This is a genomic window from Actinomadura geliboluensis, from assembly GCF_005889745.1.
Lineage (GTDB): Bacteria > Actinomycetota > Actinomycetes > Streptosporangiales > Streptosporangiaceae > Spirillospora > Spirillospora geliboluensis.
Window position 1 is genome coordinate 24510 of record NZ_VCKZ01000011.1, and the last position, 23775, is coordinate 48284.

The 23775-nt window shown below is 71.8% G+C and carries 22 protein-coding genes; 18 read left to right on the forward strand and 4 right to left on the reverse strand.

Annotated features, from left to right (window positions below):
* Positions 1 to 3: 3 nt before the first annotated feature.
* The 14 genes from ETD96_RS03410 (at position 4) to ETD96_RS03475 (ending at position 15291) form a co-directional block, all read left to right on the forward strand.
* Positions 4 to 1062, forward strand: coding sequence for an ABC transporter substrate-binding protein (locus tag ETD96_RS03410; protein WP_138633858.1), 1059 nt, complete (start codon positions 4 to 6; stop codon positions 1060 to 1062).
* Positions 1059 to 1964: an ABC transporter permease gene (locus ETD96_RS03415; RefSeq protein WP_138633861.1), complete on the forward strand. Its 906-nt coding sequence runs from the start codon at positions 1059 to 1061 to the stop codon at positions 1962 to 1964. Before ETD96_RS03410 ends, ETD96_RS03415 begins: the two co-directional genes overlap by 4 nt.
* Entirely contained in the window at positions 1961 to 2788 is an 828-nt protein-coding gene (locus ETD96_RS03420) for an ABC transporter permease (RefSeq protein ID WP_138633864.1), read from the forward strand. Before ETD96_RS03415 ends, ETD96_RS03420 begins: the two co-directional genes overlap by 4 nt.
* 1 nt (position 2789) lies before the next feature.
* Positions 2790 to 3890: an ABC transporter ATP-binding protein gene (locus ETD96_RS03425; protein ID WP_138633867.1), complete on the forward strand. Its 1101-nt coding sequence runs from the start codon at positions 2790 to 2792 to the stop codon at positions 3888 to 3890.
* 19 nt (positions 3891 to 3909) lie between these two features.
* Positions 3910 to 5514 (forward strand): 5-guanidino-2-oxopentanoate decarboxylase, encoded by a 1605-nt coding sequence (locus tag ETD96_RS03430; RefSeq protein WP_138633870.1) that lies wholly within the window; start codon positions 3910 to 3912, stop codon positions 5512 to 5514.
* Entirely contained in the window at positions 5511 to 6500 is a 990-nt protein-coding gene (locus ETD96_RS03435; protein WP_138633874.1) for a C-terminal binding protein, read from the forward strand. The genes ETD96_RS03430 and ETD96_RS03435 overlap by 4 nt, the downstream gene beginning before the upstream one ends.
* Positions 6501 to 6551: 51 nt before the next feature.
* Positions 6552 to 7166 (forward strand): TetR/AcrR family transcriptional regulator, encoded by a 615-nt coding sequence (locus ETD96_RS03440; RefSeq protein ID WP_138633877.1) that lies wholly within the window; start codon positions 6552 to 6554, stop codon positions 7164 to 7166.
* A gap of 162 nt (positions 7167 to 7328) precedes the next feature.
* Complete coding sequence (locus ETD96_RS03445; RefSeq protein ID WP_138633880.1) at positions 7329 to 8495, forward strand: acyl-CoA dehydrogenase family protein; 1167 nt, start codon at positions 7329 to 7331, stop codon at positions 8493 to 8495.
* Positions 8492 to 10582 (forward strand): acetate--CoA ligase family protein, encoded by a 2091-nt coding sequence (locus ETD96_RS03450; RefSeq protein WP_138633883.1) that lies wholly within the window; start codon positions 8492 to 8494, stop codon positions 10580 to 10582. Before ETD96_RS03445 ends, ETD96_RS03450 begins: the two co-directional genes overlap by 4 nt.
* An 8-nt stretch (positions 10583 to 10590) precedes the next feature.
* Entirely contained in the window at positions 10591 to 11400 is an 810-nt protein-coding gene (locus ETD96_RS03455) for an SDR family oxidoreductase (protein ID WP_138633886.1), read from the forward strand.
* A complete protein-coding gene (locus ETD96_RS03460) occupies positions 11397 to 12842 on the forward strand; it encodes an aldehyde dehydrogenase family protein (protein WP_138633889.1) in 1446 nt (481 codons plus the stop codon). The genes ETD96_RS03455 and ETD96_RS03460 overlap by 4 nt, the downstream gene beginning before the upstream one ends.
* Before the next feature lie 6 nt (positions 12843 to 12848).
* A complete protein-coding gene (locus ETD96_RS03465) occupies positions 12849 to 13784 on the forward strand; it encodes a DMT family transporter (protein WP_138633892.1) in 936 nt (311 codons plus the stop codon).
* Positions 13785 to 13849: 65 nt separating this feature from the next.
* Positions 13850 to 14404 (forward strand): DUF2243 domain-containing protein, encoded by a 555-nt coding sequence (locus ETD96_RS03470; protein ID WP_138633895.1) that lies wholly within the window; start codon positions 13850 to 13852, stop codon positions 14402 to 14404.
* Positions 14404 to 15291, forward strand: a complete 888-nt coding sequence (locus tag ETD96_RS03475; RefSeq protein WP_138633898.1) for a cytochrome c oxidase assembly protein — start codon at positions 14404 to 14406, stop codon at positions 15289 to 15291. The genes ETD96_RS03470 and ETD96_RS03475 overlap by 1 nt, the downstream gene beginning before the upstream one ends.
* On the opposite strand, the gene ETD96_RS03480 is transcribed toward ETD96_RS03475, so the two are convergent.
* Together ETD96_RS03480 and ETD96_RS03485 are read right to left on the reverse strand one after the other, a co-directional pair.
* The gene (locus tag ETD96_RS03480; protein WP_138633901.1) at positions 15239 to 16456 is read right to left on the reverse strand and encodes a PP2C family protein-serine/threonine phosphatase; all 1218 of its coding nucleotides are present in this window, start codon (positions 16454 to 16456) and stop codon (positions 15239 to 15241) included. The two genes, ETD96_RS03475 and ETD96_RS03480, sit on opposite strands and share 53 nt — an antisense overlap.
* 152 nt (positions 16457 to 16608) lie before the next feature.
* Complete coding sequence (locus ETD96_RS03485) at positions 16609 to 16974, reverse strand: ArsR/SmtB family transcription factor (protein WP_138633904.1); 366 nt, start codon at positions 16972 to 16974, stop codon at positions 16609 to 16611.
* Between the two features lie 77 nt (positions 16975 to 17051).
* Here ETD96_RS03485 and ETD96_RS03490 point away from each other — a divergent pair, with 77 nt between their 5' ends.
* The 3 genes from ETD96_RS03490 (at position 17052) to ETD96_RS03500 (ending at position 20152) form a co-directional block, all read left to right on the forward strand.
* A complete protein-coding gene (locus tag ETD96_RS03490) occupies positions 17052 to 18695 on the forward strand; it encodes an FAD-dependent oxidoreductase (protein WP_171068834.1) in 1644 nt (547 codons plus the stop codon).
* Positions 18696 to 18710: 15 nt separating this feature from the next.
* Complete coding sequence (locus tag ETD96_RS45705) at positions 18711 to 18950, forward strand: hypothetical protein (protein ID WP_205719088.1); 240 nt, start codon at positions 18711 to 18713, stop codon at positions 18948 to 18950.
* Between the two features lie 137 nt (positions 18951 to 19087).
* Complete coding sequence (locus ETD96_RS03500) at positions 19088 to 20152, forward strand: ArsO family NAD(P)H-dependent flavin-containing monooxygenase (protein WP_138633907.1); 1065 nt, start codon at positions 19088 to 19090, stop codon at positions 20150 to 20152.
* A 67-nt stretch (positions 20153 to 20219) separates the two neighbouring features.
* Here ETD96_RS03500 and ETD96_RS03505 read toward each other — a convergent pair whose 3' ends face one another.
* Positions 20220 to 20594 carry a hypothetical protein gene (locus ETD96_RS03505; RefSeq protein WP_131951879.1) on the reverse strand — a complete coding sequence of 125 codons (375 nt, stop codon included), beginning with the start codon at positions 20592 to 20594 and terminating at the stop codon, positions 20220 to 20222.
* Between the two features lie 335 nt (positions 20595 to 20929).
* On the opposite strand from ETD96_RS03505, the gene ETD96_RS03510 reads away from it, so the two are divergent.
* Positions 20930 to 21685 carry a hypothetical protein gene (locus ETD96_RS03510; RefSeq protein WP_138633910.1) on the forward strand — a complete coding sequence of 252 codons (756 nt, stop codon included), beginning with the start codon at positions 20930 to 20932 and terminating at the stop codon, positions 21683 to 21685.
* A gap of 253 nt (positions 21686 to 21938) precedes the next feature.
* Here the strand turns inward: ETD96_RS03510 and ETD96_RS03515 are convergent, their stop codons facing one another.
* Complete coding sequence (locus ETD96_RS03515; protein ID WP_138633913.1) at positions 21939 to 23675, reverse strand: tannase/feruloyl esterase family alpha/beta hydrolase; 1737 nt, start codon at positions 23673 to 23675, stop codon at positions 21939 to 21941.
* Between the last annotated feature and the right edge of the window lie 100 nt (positions 23676 to 23775).

The window sequence follows — 23775 nt, forward strand, 5'->3', positions numbered from 1 at the left end:
TCGATGAAGACCACCAGGTTGCTCGCCATCGCCTCGGCGGCGGGCTTGGCCGTCGCGTTGAGCGCCTGCGGCGGCGGCTCGGGCGCCTCCGATTCGTCGCTCACGGTGACCATGTGGGGCGGGGCCGCCCAGAAGGCGCACGTCGACTCCTACTTCACCCCCTGGGCCAAGACCAAGGGCGTCACGATCAAGCAGGACTCTCCCACCGACTACGCCAAGATCAAGGCGCAGGTGGAGGCGGGCAAGGTCACCTCGGGGCCGACCGAGGTGGAGCCGAACTTCGCGAACACGGCCTGCGAGGGCGGGCTGCTGGAGAAGCTGCCGCAGGACATCCTCGACAAGGCCAAGGCGACGGGCGTCGCCGAGAACCAGATCGGCCCGTGCGCCATCCCGATCCTGCAGTACTCCTTCACGATCGCGTACAACTCCAAGACCTTCTCGGGCGCGCACCCGACGACGTGGGCCGAGTTCTTCGACACCCAGCGCTTCCCCGGCAAGCGGGGCTTCTGGAAGTACGCGACCGGCGGCATGTTCGAGGCCGCGCTCCTCGCGGACGGCGTCAAGCCCGACCAGCTCTACCCGCTCGACATCGACCGGGCCTTCAAGAAGCTCGACTCGATCAAGCGCGACATCGTCTTCTTCGACACCGGCGACCAGATGACCCAGATGCTGGCCAGCGGTGAGGCGCCCCTCGTCCAGGCGTGGAGCGGCCGGATCTTCCAGGCCCAGCAGGCGGGGGAGAAGGTCGCGAACGAGTGGAAGGAGAACCTGGTCTCCTACGACCAGATCGTGGTGCCGAAGGGCTACCCGAACAAGGACCTCGCCTTCGAGTGGATGCGCTGGTTCCTCGACAACCCCAAGGCGCAGGCCGCGGACGCCGAGGCGTCGATCTACGGCCCGGCCAGTGCGAAGGCGCTCGACCTGGTGCCCGAGAACGTCCGCAAGGAGCTGCCGGGCTTCCCCGCCAACGCGCAGAGCTCCGCGGGTCTCGTGGACTACGCCTACTGGGCCAAGAACTACGACGGTGTGACCGAGCGACTGAACGCGTGGATCGCCAAGTGACGTCGGCCACCGCTGACTCCTCGGCGGGCAGGGTCCGGGGGCGGCCCCGCCCGCTGCGGCTGCCCCGCTGGACGCGCTTCGACGGCTGGGGCGTCCTGGTCCTGCCGCTGCTGGTCTTCCTCGTCCTGGTGTTCGTGGTGCCGCTCGTCGTCATGCTGTCCCGCAGCCTGACGGACCCGACCGTCGGCCTCCAGAACTACCGCGACGTCTTCGCGAACGCCGTGTACCCGCGCGTCCTCGGCAACACGTTCCTGATCGCGACGATCGTCACGGTGGTGACGCTCGCGCTCGCCTACCCCTACGCCTACCTGATGACGCTCGTCGGGCCCGGCTGGCGGATGATCATGCTGGGGCTGGTCCTCGTCCCGTTCTGGACGAGCATCCTGGTGCGCAGCTTCGCGCTCGTGCTCTTCCTCCGGGACACCGGCGCCTTCAACTCGACGCTCCAGTCGCTCGACCTCGTCGACCAGCCGATCCCGCTGATCCGCACGCTCACCGGCGTCGTCTTCGGCATGGTGCAGGTCGCGCTGCCCTTCGCGGTGCTGCCGATCTACGCGACCATGCAGGGCATCGACCGGCGGCTGCTCCAGGCGGCGGAGTCGCTCGGCGACCGCCCGGCCGGCGCGTTCTGGCGGATCTTCGTGCCGCTCAGCGCGCCCGGCGTCGCGGCGGCGGTGCTGCTCACGTTCGTCCAGGCGCTCGGGTACTACATCACACCGGCGCTGCTCGGCGGCCCGAAGAACACGATGATCGGCGAGCTGATCGTGCAGCAGGTCAGCACCGTGCTCCGCTTCGGCTTCGCCGCGGCCCTCGCGACGATGCTCCTGCTCACCACCCTCCTCCTGCTCGTGGTGGCCGGACGGTTCGTCGACCTCCAGAAACACCTGATGCGGCAGCCATGACAAAGATCCTCACCCGTGCCGGACTCGTGACCCTGGCCGCCGTCGTCGGCGTCTACCTCGTCCTGCCGGTCCTCATCGTCGTCCCGATGTCGTTCTCGGACAGCTCGTTCCTGTCCTTCCCGCCCGGCGAGATGTCGCTGCGCTGGTTCCGCAACATCCTGGACGACCCGGTCTGGATCGACTCGGCCCTGGCGAGCCTCAACGTCGCGCTGCTGTCGTCGGTCTGCGCGGTCGTCCTCGGCGTCCTCGCGGCCCTCGCCCTGGTGCGCGGCAGCCTCCCGTTCCGCAACACGATCATGGCGGTACTGCTGGCGCCGCTGATCGTCCCCTACGTCATCGTCGGCCTGGCGGCCTACATCGCCTTCCTGGAGCTCGGGCTCACGCAGACGACGCTCGGCTTCGTCCTGGTCCACACGTGCCTGGCCGTCCCCTACGTCGTGATCAACGTCGTGGCGGGGCTGGTCTCGGTCGACCGGCGGCTCGAGATGGCCGCGATGAGCCTCGGCGCGGGACCGGTCACGACCTTCTTCAAGGTGACCCTCCCGCTCATCCTCCCGAGCGTCCTCGCCGGCGGGCTGTTCGCCTTCTTCATCAGCTGGGACGAGGTCGTCACCGCGATCTTCCTCTCCGGCCCGGAGATGACGACCCTGCCCGTCCAGATGTGGTCCGGCATCCGGGTCCAGATCGATCCCACCGTCGCGGCCCTCTCGACGCTGGTGCTGATCGTCATCTTCGGCTCCTTCATCGTCCTCGGCCTGACCCGGCTGATCCGGCAGGTCGCCCGCCGCCGCACGGCACGCCCCGCAACGAACACAGGTGCATGACATGACCGCAGCCCTAGAGACGACGCCCGCCCCGGCGTCGACCGGCGCCCCGATCTCCATCGGCGCAGTCAGCAAGGAGTACGGCGACAACACCGTGCTGGAGGCCGTCGACCTCGACGTCCGGGCGGGGGAGTTCCTGACCCTGCTCGGCGCGTCCGGCTCGGGCAAGTCCACCCTGCTGAACATCGTCGCCGGCTTCACCCGGCCCACGTCCGGGACCGTCGAGGTGGACGGCCGGGACATCACCTCCCTGCCACCGCACAAGCGCGGCTTCGGGATGGTGTTCCAGCACTACGCGCTCTTCCCGCACATGTCGGTCGCCGACAACATCGCCTTCCCCCTCAAGCGGCAGAAGACCGCCAAGGCGGAGATCCGGCGGCGGGTCGCCGAGACCCTCGACCTCGTCGAGCTCGGCCACCTCGGCGCCCGCCGCCCGGCCGAGCTGTCGGGCGGCCAGCAGCAGCGCGTGGCGCTCGCGCGGGCGATCGTCTTCCGCCCCCGCGTGCTGCTCATGGACGAGCCCCTCGGCGCGCTCGACAAGCTGCTCCGCGAGCAGCTCCAGCTGGAGATCCGGCGGCTCCACCGGGAGATGGGCATCACCTTCGTCTTCGTCACGCACGACCAGGACGAGGCGCTGACGATGTCCGACCGCATCGCCCTGCTGCGGAACGGGCGCATCGTCCAGCTCGGCACGCCCGAGCAGCTCTACGCCGAGCCGAACAGCCGCTACAGCGCGGAGTTCGTCGGGGCCTCCAACGTCTTCACCGGCACCGTCCGGGGCGGGAGCTTCGTCGACGAGGACAGCGGCCGCAGCTTCCGGCTCGACGGGGCCGCGGACGAGGGCGGCGCGTCCCTGCTGATCCGGCCGGAACGTCTCGGCATCGCCCTCGCGGGCGACCCCGTCCCTGACACGATGGACCGCGTCGAGGCGATCGTGGAGGACTGCATCTACCTCGGCAGCAGCCGCACCGTCCAGTTGCGCACGGACGCCGGCCGGCGGCTGGTGGCGAGCACCGAGGTCCCCCGGACCCCGGACGGGGTGGCCCCCGGCGCGCGGGTGAACGCGTACTGGGACGTCCGCGACGCCTGCGTCCTCGACTGACCCGGAAGGAGTGAGCAGCATGACGAGCATGACGGGCGGCGAGGCACTCGTCGCCGCGCTGGCCGCGCACGGCGTGGACACGATCTTCGGGATCCCGGGGACGCACAACCTCACGGTCTACGCGGCCATGGAGCGGCACGGGATCCGGCACGTCTCGCCGCGCCACGAGCAGGGCGCCGGCTACGCCGCGGACGGGTACGCGCGGTCGTCCGGACGGCCGGCCGTCTGCCTGACCACGACCGGCCCGGCGATCCTCAACGCGGCCGCCGCCGCGGCGCAGGCGTACTCGGACTCGGTGCCGGTTCTCTTCGTGTCCCCCGGGATGCCGCTGCGCCACCCGGGCCGGGGCAACGGCCTCCTCCACGAGGTCAAGGACCAGAGCGCCGCCATGGCGGCCGTCCTCGGCCGGAGCCACCGGGTGACGAGCGTCGAGGAGATCCCGCTCGCCGTGGCCCAGGCGTGGACGGACCTGGTCTCGGGACGCCCCCGCCCGGTCCATCTGGAGATACCCCTCGACCTGCTCGAAGAGCAGGCGGACGTGACCGTGCCCGGTCCCGTCCCGGCCGCGGCCCGCACTCCGGCGGCGGAGGCGGTCGAGGCCGGAGCGGCGGCGTGCGCCGCCGCGCGGCGGCCGGTGCTCGTCGTCGGCGGGGGAGCGGCGCGCGCCGGCGACGAGGCGCTCTCCCTGGCGGAGGCGGTCGGCGCCCCGGTCGTGTCCACCGCCAACGGCAAGGGCGTCGTCCCGGAGGACCACCCGCTCTTCGTGGGCGCCGGGCTCCAGCACCGGTGCGTCCTGGAGCTCATGGACGACAGCGACCTCGTCATCGCGGTGGGGACGGAGTTCGCCCCGTCCGACTGGTGGATCGGGCTGCCCGACCTGTCCGGCAAGGTGCTGCGCGTCGACGTCGACCCGGCGCAGATCGTGACCAACGTGATCCCGGCGGTGTCCCTCGTCGGGGACGCCGCACTCGCGCTCCGCGCCCTGCTGGAACGGCTCGACGTCCCGGCGCCGGCGGACGCTCCGGAGCGGGCCGCGAGATGGCGCGACCTGCACCGGGCGGCCGCGCGGGAGGAGGGCGCGCCCTGGCTGCGGATCGTGTCCGCGATCGCTGAGGCGCTGCCCCGCGACGCGATCGTGGCGTCCGACAGCGCGATGGCCTGCTACTACGGCGCGCTGTCGAACCTGCCCCTGCACCGTCCTGGCGCCTTCCTCTATCCGACCGGGGGCGGCACGCTCGGCTTCGGCCTCCCCGCGGGCATCGGCGCCAAGACCGCCCACCCGGACACCGCCGTGCTCGTCCTGCAGGGCGACGGCGGCACGATGTTCACCGTCGCCGAGCTGGCCGCGGCGGCCGAGCTCGGGATCGCGCTGCCCGTCGTCGTCGTCGACAACGGCGGCTACGGCGAGATCCGCAACGAGATGGCGGACCGGGACGAGCCGGTGCACGCCGTGGCCCTCGGCCGGCCCGACTTCCCCGCGCTCGCCCGCTCGCTGGGCTGCCGCGGCGTCCGGGTCGAGGACGCCGCCGAGCTGACCGGCGAGATCAAGGCGGCCCTGGACGCGGACCGCCCCACGCTCATCCACGTCCGCGAGGAGAGCCGCGCCGCGAGGGGCATGGCATGACGAAACCCGTCGCCGTCTACACCGACGTGGTCGACACCGACCCGGCACCCGGCGTGGAACTGCTGGAGCGGGCCGGGTTCGCGGTGCGGTTCGCCCGCACGCCCGCGCCCGCGGACATCGTGGCCGCCGCCGCGGACGCGGACGCGCTCCTGCTCGGCTACGCCGAGGTCGGCCCGTCGCTGCTCGACGCGCTTCCCGGCGTGGGCCTGGTCGCCACGCAGTCGGTCGGCTACGACATGGTGGACCTCGACGCCTGCCGCGAACGCGGTGTCTGGGTCGCCAACGTTCCGGGCGCCGCGACCGAGGAGGTCGCGTCCCACGCGCTCGCCATGACGCTCGCCCTGCTGCGCGGGCTGCCCCGGCTGGACCGCGACGTCCGCGCCGGGATGTGGGACGGCACGCGGCACGACCTGCGGCGGCTCTCGGAGACGACCGTCGGCGTCGTCGGCCTCGGGCGGATCGGACGCCGCTATGCCGGCTTCGTCCGCCCGCTCGCCGGCCGCGTCGTCGGGCACGACCCCGTCGCCGCCGAGGTGGACGGCGTCGAGTCGATGGAGCTCGACGCGCTGCTGGCGTGCAGCGACGTCGTCAGCCTGCACCTGCCCCTGACCGATGCCACCCGGAACCTGCTGGACGCCCGGCGGCTCGGCCTGATGCGCGCGGGCGCGGCGCTCGTGAACGTGTCGCGCGCGGGCCTCGTCGACCACCGCGCGTTCCTGCGGTGCCTGGACGAGGGCCGCCTGTCCGGCGCCGCCCTCGACGTGCTGCCGCAGGAGCCGCCCGAGCCAGGCGACCCGCTCGTCCGCCATCCCCGGGTGCTCGTCACACCGCACGCCGCGTACCTGTCGGCGGCCAGCACCCTTGACTACGTGCTCGAACAGGCCCGGAACGTCGTCGAGTGGCACGCCCGCGGCCGGCCCGTCTCCGCCGTCCTCGAAGGGCGGCGGAGAGGGCCGGGCGCGGGGCCGCGACCGGCGCTGGACTGAGCCGCGGCCGTCTGACAACCTGACCATTTACAGCACACGAGGTGAGAACGGATGCCACGACCGAGCGTCGTAGCGGAGCGTCGCGACCAGATCCTGAGGGCGGCCTGCGAGGTCGTCAGCGAGCGGGGTTACAAGGCGCTGCGCGTGACCGACGTGGCCAGGCGCGCCAAGATCAGTACCGGCTCCGTCCACTACTACTTCGAGACGAAGCGCGACCTCGTGCACGCCGCGTTCGAGTACAACTTCACCCGTTCGCTGGAGCGCCGCAAGCAGATCCTGGACCGGCATCCCAACGCCCGGGACCGGCTGCGCGCGTTCGTCGACTCCTACCTCCCGCACGACGAGGAGACCGCGGCCGCCTGGCGCATCTGGGCCGAGACCTGGGTCGAGGCGCTGCACGACCCCGACCTCCGCGAGCTCAACGAGCGGATCTACGGCGAGTGGCGCAGCGTGATCGCCGAGATCATAAGGGCCGGCCAGGCCGAGGGGCTGATCGTCCAGGGGGACCGGGTGCTGCTCGCGAACGCCCTGGTCAGCATGATCGACGGCCTCGCGATCCAGGCCCTCGTCGGGTCCCGGCACATGACGATCGAGCGGATGCAGAGCGTGTGCGACCATCTGCTCGCGACGATGTCGACCGAGCCCGCCCGGGCCGCCATCGGCTGAGCGCCCCCCGGCCCTCCTCCGGACGCCGCGCGCCCGCGCGCCCCTCCGCCCGGGCGGCCGCGCGGTCCGCCCCCTGAAACCCCTTGACAGCCTGTTGCGCCCTGCCCCACGATCACACAAACATAACTGACGGGTCAGTTAAATTTCATCGGGAGCCCCTCCATGTCCTACGACCTCACCGACGGGATCGAGCTGAGCGACGAACAGCGCGAGTTCGTCACGCTCGCCCGCGACTTCGCCCGCAACGAGATCCGCCCCCGCTCGCGCGCCGTCGACGAGGCGGACACCGAGGCCCCCATGGACCTGTGGGCCAAGGCCGCCGAGATCGGGCTCGCGGCCTACATGCTGCCCGCCGAGTACGGGGGCGGCGGCGTGACCGACCTCGTGACCCAGTGCCTCGTCCAGGAGGAGCTGTGCCACGGCGACATCGGCATCGCCAACTTCCTCACCTCCAGCTCGTTCTTCGCCGACCCGATCCTGTCCCTCGGCAGCGAGGAGCAGAAGCGCAAGTGGATCACCCCGCTCACCGGCGCCACCCCGCCGGTCACCAGCGTCGCCGTCACCGAGCCCGGCGTCGGGTCGGACGCCGCCGCCCTGCAGACGCGCGCGGTCCGCGACGGCGACCACTACGTCCTCAACGGGTCGAAGACGTGGATCTCCAACGCCCCCCTGTCGCAGTACTTCGTCGTGTTCGCCACCGTCGACCCCGCCCTCCGCTCCCGCGGGGTGACCGCGTTCGTCGTCGAGCGCGACCGCGAGGGCCTCACGGTCGGCGCGCCCATGCGGAAGTACGGCCAGCGCGGCACCCTGAACGCCGAGGTCTTCCTGGAGGACGTCCGCGTCCCGGTCGAGAACCGGCTCGGCGAGGAGGGCAAGGGCTTCTACGGGCTCATGCACACCTTCGACGCGTCCCGGATCCTCATCGGCGCGGCCGCGACGGGCCTGGCCCGCGCGGTGCTGGAGGACGCCGTCCGGTACGCCCGCGAGCGGGTCCAGTTCGGCAAGCCGATCATCGAGCACCAGGCCGTGGCGTTCCGCCTCGCCGACATGGCCGCGAAGACCGACGTCTCCCACCTCGTCACCATGCGGGCCGCCCGGCTGTACGACGCCGGCGCGCCGGTCACCGCGGCCTCGGCGGTCGCGAAGCTGACCGCCTCGGAGAACGCGACGTGGGTGGCCAACGCCGGGCTGATGACGCACGGCGGCTGGGGCTACTCGCGGGAGTTCATGGTCGAGAAGTGGCTGCGGGACGCCAAGCTGGAGGAGCTCGAGGAGGGCACCTCCGACATCCAGCGCCTCATCATCTCGCGCGCCGTGGCCGGGCGATGAGCGACGCCCTGTCGGTCTTCTCCGACCCGAAGTCGGTCGCCGTCGTCGGCGCCTCCCCCGACCCCGCCAAGTGGGGCCACTGGATCGCCCGCGGGGCCCTCCGCGGCGCCCACCGGCGGGACGTCCACCTCGTCAACGCCAAGGGCGCCACGATCGAGGGCGTCCAGTCGGCCCGGTCGCTCGGCGAGCTGCCGTCGGTGCCGGAGCTGGTCGTCCTCACCACCCCGGCGCGGACGATCCCCGCCGTCGTGGACGAGGCGCTCGCCCTGGGCGTCAAGGGGTTCCTCGGGATCACCGCCCACATCGACCTCGCCAACGGCGAGCCCGGGCTGGAGCGCCGGCTCGCCGACCGGATCCGCCGGGCCGGCGCCCGGATCGTCGGGCCGAACTGCCTCGGCCTGTACGACGCGGACGCCGAGCTGGAGCTCGCCTGGGGCACGTTCGTCCCGGGCGGCATCGCGATCGTGTCGCAGTCCGGGCAGCTCGGCCTGGAGATCGCCGGGCTCGCGGCCCACGCGGGCCTCGGCGTCTCCCGGTTCGTCTCGGTCGGCAACCAGGTCGACGTCACCGCGGCCGACCTGCTCGCCGACCTCGTGGCGCACGAGGCGACCCGGACCGTCGTCCTCTACCTGGAGAGCTTCGGCGCGGGACGCGACCTCGTGGACGTCATGGCCCGGCTCCGCGCTGCGGGCAAGCGGGTCATCGTCCTCACGGTGGGCGCCAGCGACGCGAGCCGGGCCGCGGCCCGGTCGCACACCGGCGCGCTGACGGCGTCGACCGACGTCGTCGCGGCGGCCTGCCGGGCGGCCGGAGCCGTCCTCGTGGACACCCCCGCGCAGGCCATCGACCTCGCGCACCTGCTGGCCGGCGGCCCGCTCCCCGCCGGGGACCGCGTCGCGATCGTCAGCGACAGCGGCGGCCAGGGCGCCCTCGCCGCGGACGTGATGGCCCGCCACCGGCTCACCGTGCCCCGGCTCTCGGACGCGGCGCGGGCCGCCGTCTCCGCCCTGCTGCCCGAGGGCGCCGGGGCCGCCAACCCCATCGACCTCGCCGGAGCGGGCGAGCAGGACCTCGACACCTACGCGCGCATCGTCGACGTGCTCCTGCGCAGCGGCGAGGTGGACGCGGTCGTGCTGTCGGGGTACTTCGGCTGCTACGGCGCCGACACCCCGACGCTCGTCGAGCGGGAGCTGGAGGTGGCCGCGTCGCTCGGGCTGTCGGCCGCCGAGCACGGGCGCCCGGTGCTCGCGCACAGCATGAGCCATGATTCGGAGGCGGTGCGGGAGCTGCGCGCCCGCTCCGTCCCCGCGCTGTTCACCATCGACGCGGTGGCGCGGTCGCTCGGGCTCGCGGTCGAACTCGTCCGCTCCGCACCGCCGGAGGACGCCGCGGGACCCGCCGCCCCCACCGCGCCGCTCGGCGGGGCGGGCGAGGCGCTTCCCTACCTCGCGGGACGCGACCTCCTCGCCGCCGCGGGCCTCGCCTACCCGCGCGCGGTCGCCGTCCGGACCCCGGCGGACGCCGCCGCGGCGGCGCAGGCCATGTCGGGTCCGTTCGTCCTCAAGGCCGGATGGCTGGAGCACAAGACGGAGGTCGGCGGAGTGGCGGTCGGCCTGACCGGCCCGGACGCCGTCGGCGCCGCCCTCACCGACATGGTCGCCCGGCTGGGCGAGGGCGACTACGTCCTTGAGGAGATGGACGCCCGCACCGACGCCGTCGAACTCATCGTCGGCGCCCGCCGGGACGACGCCTTCGGACCCGTCGTCCTCGTCGGGATCGGCGGCGTCCAGGCCGAGGTGTACCGGGACGTCGCGCTCGCGCTCGCGCCCGTCGGCGCCGCCGAGGCCCGCCGCCTCGTGGAGTCGCTCGCCGGGCTGCCGCTGCTCACCGGGTTCCGCGGCCGCCCGGCCGTCGACCTCGACGCGGTCGCCGAGAGCGTCGCGGCCGTGTCCCGGCTCATCGCGGACGACCCCGGCGTCGCCGAATGCGAGGTCAACCCGCTGCGCGCCGGGCCCGGCGGCGCGATCGCCGTCGACGCCCTCGTCCTCGCCGCCGCGCCGGCCCCCACCCCGACCACCGACCAGTGAGGGAAGCCATGATCGAGAAGTCTCCGCTCGCCGAGTTCGCCGGCCAGGTCGCCGTCGTCACCGGCGGCGGTTCGGGCATCGGCCGCGCCATCGCCGTCCGCTACGCCGCCGGTGGCGGGAACGTCGTCGTCATCGGCCGGCGCGCCGAGCCCCTGGCGGAGACCGCCCGCATGGCCGAGAGCCTCGGCGCCGAGGCCGCGGTCGTCACCTGCGACGTGCGCGACGCCGACGCGCTCACGGCCGCGATCGACGGCGTCGCGGCCGAGCACGGGCGCATCGACGCGATGGTGAACAACGCGGCGGGCAACTTCGTGTGCCCGGCCGAGGACCTCTCGCCCGGAGGCTGGCGCGCCGTCGTCGACATCGTCCTCAACGGCACCTTCTACGGCACCCGCGCCGCGGGCCGCCACATGCTCGCCGCGGGCCGGGGCGCCATCCTCAACGTCATCGCCAGCTACGCCTGGCACGGGCACCCCGGGACCGTTCACAGCGCGGCGGCGAAGGGCGGCGTCCTCGCGATGACGCGCACCCTCGCCTCCGAGTGGGGCGGACGGGGAGTGCGGGTCAACTGCATCTCCCCGGGCCCCACCGAGACCGAGGGCGCCGGTGCCGCGCTGTGGCCGACCGAGGAGGACCGCCGCCGCGTGCTCGGCAGCGTCCCCGCGAACCGGTTCACCACCCCCGAGGAGGTGGCCGAGTCGGCGGCGTTCCTGCTCGACCCCCGGCGCGCCGCCTACATCACCGGCGACGTCCTGTCGGTGGACGGCGGCCAGTGGCTCGGCAAGGCCGTCTACTCCGACTCCTCGGCACGGGCATGAGCGCCCGGCAGGCCGGCCGCCCCGAATGGGCGCGGTCGGCGGTGTACATCGGCGGCCGGTGGCGGGAGGCGGCGGGCGGCCGGACCACGGAGGTCGAGAACCCGGCGACCGAGGCGCCGGTCGGGACCGCGGCCAATGCCGGGGCCGAGGACGCCGATGCCGCGGTGTCCGCCGCGGCGGCGGCCTTCCCGTCCTGGTCGGCCATGCCGCCGCGCGAGCGGCTGGCCGTGCTCGGACGCGTCCACACCGCCCTCGAACGCCGGCGGGACCTGCTCGTGGAGACGACCGTCGCCGAGATCGGCGCGCCGCTCCGCGTGGCCCGGGAGGCGCACATCGACACGGGACTGGACGTCCTGCGCGCCTACCTCGACGCCGCCGCGGACCTCGTCTGGGAGGAACGCGTCGGGAACTCGCTCGTCCTGCGCGAGGGGATCGGCGTCGCCGCCTGCGTCACCCCGTGGAACTACCCCTTCTACCAGGTCCTCGCCAAGATCGGCGGCGCCCTCGTCGCCGGCGCCGCCGTCGTGCTCAAACCGGCCGAGCTGACGCCGCTGTCGGCGTACCTGCTCACCGACGCGATCGACGAGGCCGGGGTCCCGCCGGGGGTCTTCAACCTCGTCCCCGGCCCGGGACGGGTCGTCGGGGAGGCCCTCGCGGGCCACCCGGACGTGGACGCGATCTCCTTCACCGGCTCCACCCAGGTCGGCGCCCGCGTCGCGGCCGTCGCCGCCGCGGGCATCAAACGCGTCAGCCTCGAACTCGGCGGCAAGTCCGCAAGCGTCATCCTCCCCGGAGCCGACCTTGAGACGGCCGTGCGCGCGTCCGTCGACGCGGCCATGCTCAACTCCGGGCAGACCTGCACGGCCTGGACCCGGCTCCTCGTGCCGCGCGCGGACCTCGACTCCGCGCTGCGCCTCGCCGCCGCGCGCGCCGACGCGCTCGTCGTCGGCGACCCGGCCCGTTCCGAGACCGACCTCGGGCCGGTCGCGTCGGCGGCCCAGCGGCGGACCGTCGCGGGCTTCATCGAGCGGGCCGAGGCCGCCGGCGCGCGGATCGCCACCGGCGGCGCGGAGCGCCCGGCGGGACTGCCGCGCGGCCACTACGTGCGCCCGACCGTCGTCACCGACGTCGCGCCCGACGCGGAGATCGTCCAGGAGGAGGTGTTCGGGCCCGTCCTGACCGTCCAGCCCTACGACGGCGTCGAGGAGGCGGTCGCGCTCGCCAACGGCACGCCCTACGGGCTGGCCGGCGCCGTGTGGGGGCCGGACCGGGACGCGGCCGTCGCCGTCGCCCGCCGCCTGCGCACCGGCCAGGTCGACGTCAACGGCGGTGCCTTCAACCCGGCGGCGCCCTTCGGCGGCTACGGCCGTTCCGGCAACGGCCGCGAGCTGGGCCGCTGGGGGATCGAGGAGTTCCTGGAGACCAAGGCGCTGCAACTGTGACCGCCCGTGTCCGCCCGGCGTGACGTCCGGCTGACGCTCGCGGGCGGCGTGCTCGTGGCCGTCACCGCGGTGTGGGGCTCGACCTTCCCCATCTCCAAGGACCTCCTCACCCGGCTGCCGGTCCCGGACTTCCTGGCGCTCCGGTTCCTCACGGCCGCGCTCGTCGTCGGGCTCGTGCGCCCGGCGGCGGTCCTGCGCGCGGGCTGGCGCGTCGTCGGCGTGGGCGCCGGGCTCGGGCTCGCGTACTTCACCGGCCAGTACCTGCAGTTCGTCGGGCTCAAGCACACCGCGCCGACCGTGTCGGCCTTCGTCGTGTCCATGTACGTGGTGTTCACGCCGCTCCTGGCCTGCCTGTTCGCGCGTAAGCCGCCGTCCGTCCGGACGAGCGCCGCGACGCTTCTCGCCACCGGAGGCGTCGCGGCCATGTCCCTGCGGGGCTTCTCCCTCGGCTGGGGCGAGATGCTCACGCTCTTCGCCGCCCTGCTGTACGCCGTCCACATCCTCGCCCTCGGACGCTGGTCGCAGGCACGAACCGCCTACGCGCTCGCCGTCGTGCAACTGGGGACCATGGGGTTCGCCTTCCTCGCCGTCGCTTCCGTCGACGGGGTGCAACTGCCGGAGTCCCGGGACGTCCCGGCCTTCCTCTATCTGGCGATCGTCGCCGGCGGCATCGCGCTGCTCGGGCAGACCTGGGCCCAGGCCCACCTCCCGGCGTCGACGGTCTCGATCACCATGGTCCTGGAGCCGGTGTGGGCCGGCGTCATCGGCCTGTCCGTCTTCGGTGAGCGCCTTGACGCGCGGATCGTCCTCGGCGGGATGCTCATCCTCTCCGCACTGGTCGTGATCAACGCGCGCGGCTCCGACGGCGTCCGGCGCTCCAGATGGCGAAGACGCGCGGCCGACCTGGATCGTCCAGCGAATACTCGGGTCGGCGCGGGGTAGCAGCCGCCTGTGGCGGTACCTGATCTTGGCTCTGCCGCACCCGCATCTGGGAGGGACGACGGACCATGACCGCCACCGGCCGTACCGGCGCCACATCCATGCCGGCCAGCCTGCAGTTGCCCGGTATCACGCTGGGTGTCGGCCTCGGCGGCTTCGTCGACGGCATCCTGCTGCACCAGCTCCTCCAGTGGCACCACATGCTCAGCAGCACCGACACCGCCCGGATCGGGGTGAAGTACTACGACCCCCACACGGTCTCCGGGCTGGAGATGAACACGCTGTGGGACGGCTTGTTCCATGTGGTGTGCTGGCTGGCAGTGCTCGCCGGGCTGTCCATCCTGTACTCACGGGTCACTCATCGGCGCCGCCGGGTGTGGACCTCCCAGGTGCTGTGGGGATGGGTGCTGGTCGGCTGGGGCCTGTTCAACGTCGTCGAAGGCGTCGTCGACCACCAGATCCTCGGCATCCACCACGTGCACGGCGGCCCGCTCCAGATCTGGTGGGACGTCGGCTTCCTGCTCCTGGGCGCGGTGCTGGTGGCCGTCGGATGGCTGGTGCAGCGCACCGGCACACCGTTCGACCCCGAGCCCGATGCCTCCTTCCGGCCGTGGAGCCCGTGATGCACCATCACCCGACGCCGGCGCACCACGGCGGGGGATGGGGCACCGTGCTCGCGGTGGCCGGCGTGGTCGCCCTCGCGATCGCCTACGTGCTGCTGGCCCACCGCGGACCCGGCAGGAAGGCCGGCTCCCGGGACGGGTGGCGCACGGCGATGTTCCTCACCGGATGCACCCTGTTGGCGGTGGCGCTCCTTCCGCCGATCGCTCCGTGGGCGCACGAGGACTTCCGCGGTCACATGCTCCAGCACATGCTGCTCGGAATGTACGCGCCGCTGGCCCTTGTCCTGGGCGCCCCGATCACCGTGCTCTTGCGTGCGCTGCCCACCGACTGGGCCAGGGACCTGACCGGCGTACTGCGCAGTAGGCCGATGAGGGTCTTGGCCCACCCCATCATCGCGCTGACGCTCAGTACCGGCAGTCTGGCGGTGCTGTACTTCACCCCGCTGTACGACGCCACGACCACCCGTCCGGCGTTGCACTGGCTGATGCATGCGCACTTCGTGCTCTCGGGATTCCTGTTCGCGTGGGTCATCGCCGGGCCCGATCCCGCGCCTTCACGGCCCCGGGTCAACGCGCGGCTGCTCGTCCTCGGCGCCGCCATCGCCCTGCACGCCGTCATCGCCCAGCTCATGTACGGCGGGTTCCTCATCGACGTGCACGCCCCCATCGCCGAAGTCCGCGGCGGCGCGGAGATCATGTACTACGGCGGAGACATCGCCGAACTCCTGCTCGCCGCCGCCCTCGTCGCCACCTGGCGCCCCGCCCGCCGTGCCGCCGCCGTCCGGCGGAGCCCATGGCGCGTTTCCGGCGGGCCCGCCCCGGCGGCGTCGCGGCTCAGGCCCGAGTGGGATGCCATTCGAACATCAGGATCGTGGCGTCGTCGGTGAGACGGCCGTCCTGGTAGGCCATGATGTTGTTGACCAGGCGGCGGAGCGCCTCCGGGGCGGGCTCTCCGGCGGCGATGGCGCGGATGATGAAGTCGGTGAAGCGCTCCTGACCGAAACGCGTGCCGTCGGGCGCCTCGGCCTCGGTGACGCCGTCGGTGTAGAGCAGGACCCGGTCACCCGGCTGGAGCTGGACGGTGTCGACCCGCCACGCGGGCCCGCCGGAGTCGCCGGTCAGCTGGCGGGCGGGGCCGAGCGGCAGCTGCGGTTCCCGGTCGAGGGCACCCGGCAGCAGGTTCTGCTCGCGCAGCAGCAGCGGGGACGGGTGACCGCAGTTGATCCAGGTCAGTGCCCCGCTGGCGAGGTTGAGATGGGCGAAGACCCCGGTGATGTAGCGGTCGGGGAACCAGGTGTCGAGGTTCTGGTCGACGGTGGTGACGATCTCCTGCAGGGACCCGCTGCTGCTGCGGCGCACGTTCCGGCAGCTGGCCATGGCGACCGTGGAGGTCAGCCCCGACAGCAGGTCGTGGCCCATGGAGTCCAGGACGGTGATGTGCAGTTCCCCGCCGATCAGCGAGTGGTCGAAGGCGTCGCCGCCCAGATCGTAGGCGGGCTCCAGGACGGCGCTCGAGGTGACCTGCTCGGTCCCCATCGTGCGCGGCGGCAGGTAGGCCCACGCCATCTCCGCTTCCAGTTTCAGCGACGCGCTGCGCTGGAGCCGGGAGTAGGCGTCGCTGTGGCCGCCCTTCCCGATCACGGCCAGGGCCAGCAGCGACGCCAGCGTCCGGCAGACCCGCAGGGTGGCCTGATCGAGCGTGTCGGTCCGCACTTCCAGGACGCCGATGCGGTCCATGCCGTCGTTCATCGGCAGCCACAACTGGAGCCCGCCGGAGCGGTGCTCGGCCGCCTGCAGCTGGCCGGTGCGGTAGGTCCGGCCGGCCTCGGTGGCGTCCACCTCCAGCCGCAGGGACGGCTGGTCGGGCCCCTCCGGCAGCGAGACCAGGGTGTTCTGGCGGAGGTCGGACAGATAGATGGTGATCGCCCGGACGCCCAGGTCGGCCGCGTACGCGTTGAACAGCGACGGCAGCCGGTCCGGCGACACGAAGTGCATCTTCTCCAGCAGCAGGAGCAGGGTCTTCTCCTGCCCCCGGCCGGCTTCGGCCTCCATGCAATGCCCCTGGGTCGTGGTGTGCACCCGGCGAATCAACGAGCCGTCGTGCGACACGGACACTCTGCCCTCTTCCGGCACACCCGACCCACGATCGAGCTTTCCTTGCCCAATCCGAGACCAGTAACCGACCCTCTCGTTCCCCAGTGGAGTCAGGCCGAGGCCGGGGTCGGCAGGGCGAACAGACCCGACAGGCGGGTCAGCCTGTCCGGTACCACCCGGTAGTACACCCACGTGCCGCGCCGCTCGCCCTCGATGAGCCCGGTCTGGCGCAGCACCTTCAGGTGGTGGGAGATGGTCGGCGCGGTGAGGTCGAACGCGCCGGTCAGGTCGCACACGCACGCCTCGTCGCCGTCCACCGAGGCGATCATGTTCAGCAGGCGCAGCCGCACCGGGTCGGACAGGGCCTTGAAGACCTTGGCCAGTTCGGCGGCCTCCGCCTCGCTCAATGCCGAATCGCTCAGCGGCGCGCAGCAGGCGGGGGCCGTCACGTCTTCGAGGTCCAGCAACTTAGACATGCATCTAATTTGACATCCATCGATCCAGCGATGCAAACTGGCTCCTGCTTAGACGAGTATCGAAACAAGGGGCTGCCGTGAATGACGAGGCCGGACGACCGGAGAGCTGCTGCGGTGTCAGCGCGTGCTGCACCAGCACCGAGCAGGCCGTAGACCCTGGTGTCACCGTCCAGCAGGCCAAGACCGGCGCCGGCTGCGGCTGCGCGGAGGATGGGGCGCTCGACGGGCTGCCGGTCGTGGTGATCGGTGCCGGGCCGGTCGGGCTGGCCGCCGCCGCTCATCTGGCCGAACGCGATCAGGACTTCCTCGTGCTGGAGGCCGGGGGAGAGGTGGGCGCGGCGATGTCGGAGTGGGGGCATGTGCGGGTGTTCTCGCCATGGCGGTACGACACCGACGCCGCCGCCCGGCGGCTTCTGGAGCCGACCGGATGGCGTCTGCCCGACCCGGAGGCCCTGCCCACGGGTGCCGAACTCGTCCGCGACTACCTGGCGCCGCTCGCTCAGGTTCCCGCGCTGGCCGGTCGGATCCGCACCGGCACCCGCGTGGTGGCCGTGACCCGGCAGGGCGTGGACGTGACCCGCACGGTCGGGCGTGCGGAGCGTCCGCTGCTGGTCCGCGCAGTGGGCCCGGACGGAGCCGTGGACGACATCGCCGCCCGCGCGGTCATCGACGCGTCCGGCACCTGGGGCCGCAGCAACCCGCTGGGCCACTCCGGCCTGCCCGCGCCCGGCGAGGAGCAGGCAGCCGCCCGCATCACGGGCCCGCTGCCGGACGTGCTGGGTCGCGACCGGTCCCGCTTCGCGGGCCGCCGCACGCTGGTGGTGGGGATGGGGCACTCGGCCGCCAACACGCTGTTGGCGCTGGCCGAACTCGCCAAGAACGAGCCCGGCACCCGCATCACCTGGGCGGTGCGCGGCGCATCGGTGGCCCGGCTCTACGGCGGTGGCGACGCCGACGGCCTTCCCGCGCGCGGCGCGCTCGGCACCCGCCTGAAGGCGGCCGTGGACAACGGTGAGATCGACCTGGTCCGCGGCTTCACCATCACCGGCGTCGCCACGACGGGCGATGAAGCCGCAGCCGTCCAGGTCAACGGCCAGACCCCGGACGGCCCGCGCGTCCTGGAGGCCGACATCGTGGTCGCCGCGACGGGGTTCCGGCCCGATCTGGACATGCTGCGCGAGGTGCGGGTCGAACTCGACCCCGCCACCGAGGCGCCGGTCAGGCTCGCCCCGCTGATCGACCCGAACTTCCACAGCTGCGGGACCGTCCCGCCGCACGGCGAACGCGACCTCGCCCACCCCGAACCCGGCTTCTACCTGGCCGGGATGAAGAGCTACGGCCGCGCCCCCACCTTCCTGATGGCCACCGGGTACGAGCAGGTCCGCTCCATCGCCGCCGCGCTCTCCGGCGACCGCGAAGCCGCCGACACCGTCCACCTCGACCTGCCCGAGACCGGCGTGTGCTCCACCAGCCTGGTCACCGACGACCTGCTACCGGGCGCCGTCAACCAGAGCGCCGGCCAGGATGACGGCTGCGGGACGTCGTGCTCCACCGAGGCGACGCCTGCCCCTGCCGCCCAGTCCGGGCCGGGTGGCGGGTCGTGCTGCGGCCCGGCGGCCCCCGAGCCGGTCGGCATCGGCATGGGCGCACCCGCCGGGCTGGGTTTCGCGACCGGGCACGTGCACGGCTACTCCGGCGAGGCCGAACACAGTGGTGCGTGACGGGGCGACGACCTGATGAGCCAAGGCACTCCCGCACCGGGGCCGGCGGCGGACACCTCCGCCGCCGGGCCCGGCACGGTGTCCCGCGTTCCGCTGCTCGCCCTCTGCGTCACCGAGATCACCAGCTGGGGCGTGCTCTACTACGCCTTCCCCGTGCTCGCGCAGGACATCACCCGCGACACCGGCTGGTCCACCGCGGCCATCACCCCATCGCCGCCGGACTCGGCGGATACCCCCGCATGTTCCTGGTGCTGACCGTCGTCGCCGCCCTGGCCGCAGTACTCGCAGCCGGTACCGCAACGGCCCGCACCACACGCCGCACATCGCCCGCCACATCGACCGCGCGCATGCCCGCCCCGCGCCTGGCACCGCGCAGGAACGAGGAATGACACATGCCTACCAATGTTCTCGACGTCGCCGTCATCGGCGGCGGTCAGGCAGGTCTGGCCGCCGGTTTCTACCTGCGCCGCAGCGGCAGGGAGTTCGCGATCTTCGACGCACAGGAAGAGCCGGGCGGGGCTTGGCCGCACATGTGGGAGTCGCTACGGCTGTTCTCACCCGCCCGCTACAGCTCGCTCCCAGGCTGGCCGATGCCGCCCTGGAACCACGGCTACCCACCCGGCGCCCACGTCGTCGACTACCTGACCGCCTACGAGAAGCGCTATGACCTGCCGATACACCGGCCAGTGCGCATCCAGGCGGTGCACCGCGACGGCGATCTCCTCCGCTTGGACAGCGCGACCGCGTCCTGGTGGGCCCGGCACGTCATCAGCGCGACGGGGACCTGGTGGCGCCCCTACCTGCCCTATTATCCGGGACGCGGCGACTACCAAGGCCGTCAGCTCCACACCGCGCAGTACCGCACGCCCGATGACTTCCGCGAGCAGCGCGTCGTGGTGGTCGGTGCAGGCAACTCCGCCGCCCAGATCACCGCAGACCTGCACTCGCGGGCGACAACGATCTGGACGACCCTGCGCCCGCCGCGCTTCCTCCCCGACGACCTCGACGGACGTGCCCTCTTCGAGCTGGCCACTCGCCGTATCCGCCAGCTCCGCGATGGGCACGCCGACTCCGGCGGCATCAGCGGGCTGGGAGACATCGTCGCTGTGCCTGCGGTACGGGACGCCCGGGACCGGGGCGTTCTGCGCGCCCAGCCGATGTTCGACCGCCTCACCCCGACCGGCGTGGCCTGGTCCGACGGCAGGACCGAGGACTGCGACGCGATCATTTGGTGCACCGGCTTCCGCCCGGCGCTGGGTCACCTCACGCCGCTCGGCCTGCGTGACGGGACGGGGCGTATACCGACCGGCGGGGGAACCCGCGCACTGGCCGAATCTCGGCTGCACTTGCTCGGCTACGGCGACTGGACGGGCCCCGGCTCGGCGACCCTGGTCGGCTCTGCCAGAACCGCCCGAGACGCCGTCCGCGACATCATCGCGCAACTCGACCTCGAATAGACCGCCGGCACGCCTCCCGGCCGTGTTCTCTGCGGGCAGGCTGGATCCAGCAGGTGCCAGAAGGCGCCTATCCCGCCGGTGCCGTGGGGACGTCCGGCAGGAGTGCCTTCAGCGCGGCACGCAGTTCTGCGTAGCGCCTGCGCTGATACCCGGTGAACAGCACGGTGTGCGAGTTGCCTCCGATCGCCGTCTCTTTGGTCGTCCCCAGCGCCTTCACGGTCTTGACATCCTCGGCTGTAGCCATGAAGACGCACCCGTTGACCAGCATCGTGGGATCTTTCCATTGCACTTGGACGATGTCGGCCAAGGGGATCACCGTGTGCCGCTCGGCCGCTATGCGTGCCAAGCCGCTTCGGCGTATCTCCACGCGGTCGCCGCGCAAGGTCACCGTGGCCAGATGCGCCTTGATCGTCCGGGGCTCGCGCTTACGGAGGTCGGCCATGACCGCATCCTCGCACCACCCGGGCGCCGTCAACCTCCGCCGATTAGCGCAACCACCTGACCGTCATCGGCTCCACCGAGACCACCATCATCCCTTCCAACAACCGACGGGATGCACTTGGCGATCGTCCACTCAGCCAAGCCGAGGCCTGCCTCAAGGGGCCGCAGGCTGTACGTCATCTCACCACGCCACGGGCACGTATGTCCCTCCTTAATGATCATCTATCGAGTGGTGAGCATGCACCCGGCAGCATGGGAAGACACGCCTCCGAAAGACTTCGTGTCTGTGTCGTTTGACATGGTCGTTGGGCGTATTTCACCCTAGGCTCCGGCGATATGGCTCGCCGTACTGGGCTCGTCATCGCCCCGCTGCTGATCTTTGTTCTGTTCGGACTTGCGGGATGCGGCAACGGTGGCGGTGCCCAGGGGTCGTACAAGCCGACGTTCCTTCCCTTCAAGATCAGTTATAGTCCGGGGAGCGGGATGGTTGTCACCGGCGACAAGTCGGTCGTGACGCCGCTGGGGGAGTTCTCGATCGGTGCCAAGTACTCGCTGCCTCGGCGGCCTGCCGATGCCATCCGTGTGGTGCTCCGGGACCGGTCAGTCGGTTTCGACGAGGTCTATGATCTCGGCGGGCATGCGGGCGAGTTCGAGGCCACCCTGGACGGTACGACGAAGGTCCAGGTCCGCGACCGGACGGTCACGATCGATGTCACTCAGGTCGAGACGAGGAGCATCGAGTTCAGGCCCGCTCAGGCCGCTGCCCAGGAGGCACCGCCGAACCTGCTGAACAAAGGAATCGACAGGTGGAACGGCTACTGGGATGACGCGTTCTACAGTCCACTGGCCCTGAGTCGATGGGCCTACGGCGACTCCACCATGGGGAAGTGGTACGGCCTGGGGTTCGTCTGGTTCTTGATCCGACTTGTGCTCGCGCTCATTCTCGGAATCCTGGACATCGTTCTCGTCCTGGTTTGCGTTTTCGCAGCCTGCTTCTACGTCTTCTTCGGTGGCACCGGCCGGAACATTGCCTACGGATTATCGTGCCTGTTCGGATGCCTCGTTTTCTATTCCGTTCGAGTCCTCAGATGAAACTTGATGTCCGCGAGCCGATCGCATCCTGTGCCGGCCATCTCTGCCCAATGGCTTCGCCGGTTTGAGGGTGTGGACAGAGGTGCAAAGCCCGCTCAGTTCGGGCGTCGTAGCGGTGGGCGTCGGTGCGGTGGCATGCGGGAGGGGAACGCCTAGACCGCGTGGGACCGCGGGGTGCGCTGCTCCTGTGGCGTTCTGCCACGTGCACTATGCGCTCCCGCGGTCCCCCGTGAGGCTGTGTTTCAGTGTGGACTCAGGCGGACCTGGTCCGGGTGCACTTTAGTTTTGTGCCTTCCCAGCGGCAGGTCTGCTGGTAGTCGGAGCGGAATGGGGCGCCGACCCAGGGGTAGCGGTCGTCGGGTTGTTCGGTGGGCATGACTCCGGTGAAGTTGGCGGCGTCGTCGATGCTCCCGGTGCCGGTGTACTTGGTCTGCATCGGATAGGGGTAGACGGGCCGGGTCCGGACGGTCCGGTCGCCGTCCTTCTTCGCGGCGATGATCTTCTCGGGTGCGGCGCCCTTCTCGACCCAGTCGTAGATGGGTGTGAACAGGTCGAAGGTGTCGGGTCCGTATCCCTGGACGCAGTGGTAGACGCCGGGGAACAGGAAGGTTCGGGCGAATCGTCCGGTGGCCTCGGGGCCGCCCATCCGCTGGGTGAGGGCGTGGTGGTAGGCCAGGGTGCTCTCGGTCGGGATGGCGGGGTCGGCCCAGCCGTGCCACATGATGAGCTTGCCGCCGCGGTCGCGGAAGCGGGTGAGGTCGGGGTCGGTGGAGTCGTAGATGCCGCTCATCTCGCGCAGTTTCTTGAAGGTGCGCAGGTCGAAGCGGTGGTCCTTGAGGGTGTAGGACGCGGGTGGGTTGTTCCAGGACGCGAAGTACTTGAGGTAGTTGTAGCCGAGGGCCTCCAGGCCGCCGGTCTGGCCTTGGGGTGCGATCACGTAGCCGAGCCAGGCCGCTTCGGTGCCCTTGGCGAGTCCGGCAGGGAACAGCCGTCGGCCCTTGGCGTCGACCGGTCCCTGGTAGATCTTGCGGACCACGTAGACCTGGTCTCTGGTCAGGCAGGTCGGTTGGGGCGAGGCGGTGGGGCAGCGCAGCGTGCCGGGATCGAAGTCGCAGTTGCGCGGGTTGTTGATGAGGCCGTCGGTGAGCCCGTCGGTGGCGTCGCAGGCCTGCATGACCTTGCTCTGCAGGAGCGGCAACTTGTCCGGGCCGAGGATCTGGCGGCCCTTGTCGTCGGTGTTGACGGTGGCGATCCAGGGGAAGAACTCGCCGGCCAGTGCGACGAGGTTGTTGCCGGGGGCGCCGGCGATGATGCCGTCGAAGTCGTCGGGGTAGCGCTGGGCCTCCATCAGCGCCTGCCGGCCGCCGTTGGAGCAACCGGCGAAGTAAGAGTACTGGGGCGCCTGCCCGTAGTAGGCCTTGGTGACCGCCTTGGCGACGAGCGCGGTGACGTGCTCGGACCGGTAGGCCATGTCGATTCGCAGCTGCGGGTCAGAGTGGGCCCAGAGGGCGTCTCGCGAGTCGACGCCGATGTGGCCGCCGTTGCTGGCGCCGAGGACGACGCGCCCGTCATCGGGGGGCGCGCATCCGCCGGGGAGGAAGTGGTTGGGGTTGTCGGGGGCGGCGAATCCGCAGAAGCCGCCGCAGCCGAGCTGCACGTAGCGTCCGGTCCAGCCCTGTGCGGGGAGTCGGAGTTCGAACTGGATCTGGGGTGAGACGTAGCCCTTGACCTGGCAGTAGGCGGGCTTGTCGGCGGTGGCGGCGACGTGCGTCGCGGAGATGATCCTTGTGGGGGCGTCGGGCAGGGCAGTGAGGTCCAGGCCGGTGAGCTGCTGGCAGGGGACGGCCGCCGCCGTCGGTGTGGTGGTGCCGGCTCTGGCCGGTGTTCTGCCGGTGACGGCCTGGGCGGCGGTGACCGTCATCAGTACGGCCATGAGGGTGCCGACGATCAGGAGTGCCGGTCTGGTTTTGGGCAGGCTTACGCGTCTCATGTGGGGTGGGTGTCCTTCCGCCGGGGGTGCAGCAGAGGACCGCTCTGACCTGGCGTCCAATTGCAAAATTGATCTTCTTGGGCACCGGCGGCTGGACGGC